We start from the raw sequence: 1946 nt of genomic DNA, 5'->3' as shown, positions 1-1946 counted from the left end.
CGGTCGGCGCGTGCCGCCGAGCGCCCGCAGGGCGCGAGGTGCACGCGCGAGGGAGCCCGCAGTCGCCGACGGCGACCGCGGCGAGGTTGGGGAGGCGTGAGGCTCCGGTGCCGTGCGGAACGGGCGGGATTCAAAGGGGCAGTCGCGAGGACGAAGACGGGCGACGCAAGCAGTGTGGCGCTACGCGCCACGGGCAGCCGGCGGCGAAGCCGCCGGCGACACCGCAGGGAGCGAGCAGCGCGAGCGATCGAGGAGCACAGCGAGCGCATCGAGTCCTCGCGACTGGGGCTTTGGAGGCGTTCACCGTCGATCCGCTAACAACGTCTGATTATGAATACACACCTACTGCCCGACGATCCAGCTGCTCGTCATAACACGAACCGTACGGCGGTGTAGACGCCGAATCCCAGCCCCAGCGACCCGACGAGCGAGCCGACCCACGCGAGCACCGTGTACCCCATCTTCGCCCGGCTCACGCCCGCGTCGCCGGCGGCGTAGCCGGCGCCGACGATCGCGGAGACGATGATCTCGTTGAACGAGACCGGGATCCCGAACGCGACCGCGGTCTGTGCGATCGCGAACGAGGGGATGAGCGCCGAGATCGACCGCCGCGGCCCCATCGAGGCGTAGTCCTGCGAGATCGCCTTGATCATCCGCGGCGCGCCGGTCCAGGACCCGGCCAGCAGGCCGACCCCGCCGCCGACGAGCAGCGCCCACAGCGGGATCCCGGCGTCGCCGACGAACAGGGGGACGAGCGGCCCGATCGCGAGCCCGACCTGCGACCCGCCGGCGGAGAACGCGACGAGCCCGCCCATCGCCAGCAGGAACCGCCGCTGGGCCCCCTCGCGGTCGCGGCCGAGGTCGAGGTACACCGCGACGGTGACGACCGCCGCCACCGCGGCCGTGACGAGCGGCGTCCCGATCGAGCCGACGCCGAGTCCGGGCCCGATCGCCTGCGAGAGCGACGCCTGCTCGCCCGGCGGGCCGAGCAGCGCGAACCCGACGTTCGCGACGATCGCGCCGACGAGCCCCGCGAGCGCCGCGGTGAGCGGTCGCTCGGGGAGGCGTTCGCCGATCAGCGAGCGCGCCACGACGTAGGCGATGCCGCCGCCGACGAACGGGGTGAGCACCCACAGCGTGAGGATCTCGGTGTACTTCGGCCACGCGGGGTCGCCGCCCATCGCGAGGCCGACGCCGACGACCGCGCCGGTGACGGTGAACGCGGTCGCGATCGGGTACCCGGCGAACACGCCGACCGCGACGAGCCCGGCGGCGGTGACCAGCGCGACGATGGCCGCGCCGGCCGTGAGCGTGACGCCGCCGATCAGCTCGGTGCCGACCGCCTCGGTCACGTTCGCGCCCTGTAACACTGCCCCCATCAGCCCGAGGACGCCCACGATCAGCCCGGCGCGCATCACGGAGATCGCGTTTGCGCCCACCGCCGGCGCGAACGGGGTAGACCCCGACGAGCCGGCGCCGATCGACCACGCCATGAACATGCTCGCCGCGCCGGCGACGCCGAGGGTGAGAACGGTGACGACGACCATTACCGCTGGCCGTCCTCGTACCCCTCGCGGAGCCCGGTCAGCGTGCGCCGGACGAGGAGGAACCCGAAGAAGAAGAGTCCGAGCAGACCGACGAGAATAACCACGAACAACGGTTCGACCGAGAGCATACACTCGAATCCGTCGGCACGGTGTTATGCGTTTCGGGACTCGCGTTCGACTCCGGGCGGTGACTAAAACGCGCGTTTGTTCCTCAGTTGGGTATAAGCTATTCCCGGCGTAAGATGCGGACGCGACCCCCGCTTCGGCCCTCTCCCCCGCGATCGCTCCGCGTCGACCGGGTCGGTCCCCGCCGATCGCCGGCTCGCGCACCCGAAGCGCGAAGAGTCGTACCAGTCGAGCCGGTGGGACGAGACGCTCCGGCCGGCCGACCACGACGAG

The 1946-nt window shown here is 71.7% G+C and carries 2 protein-coding genes; both read right to left on the bottom strand.

The window, feature by feature from the left end:
- Positions 1–368: 368 nt before the first annotated feature.
- Positions 369–1547 (bottom strand): inorganic phosphate transporter, encoded by a 1179-nt coding sequence (locus SD626R_RS09750; protein ID WP_092566120.1) that lies wholly within the window; start codon positions 1545–1547, stop codon positions 369–371.
- Entirely contained in the window at positions 1547–1675 is a 129-nt protein-coding gene (locus SD626R_RS17260; RefSeq protein ID WP_255310142.1) for a DUF7859 family protein, read from the bottom strand. Before SD626R_RS17260 ends, SD626R_RS09750 begins: the two co-directional genes overlap by 1 nt.
- Between the last annotated feature and the right edge of the window lie 271 nt (positions 1676–1946).

Origin of the sequence: Halorubrum sp. SD626R, assembly GCF_001261915.1 — an archaeon.
Classification (GTDB): Archaea; Halobacteriota; Halobacteria; order Halobacteriales; family Haloferacaceae; genus Halorubrum.
Note: the sequence above shows the minus strand (reverse complement) of the source record. Positions and strands in the feature narration are given on the sequence as shown.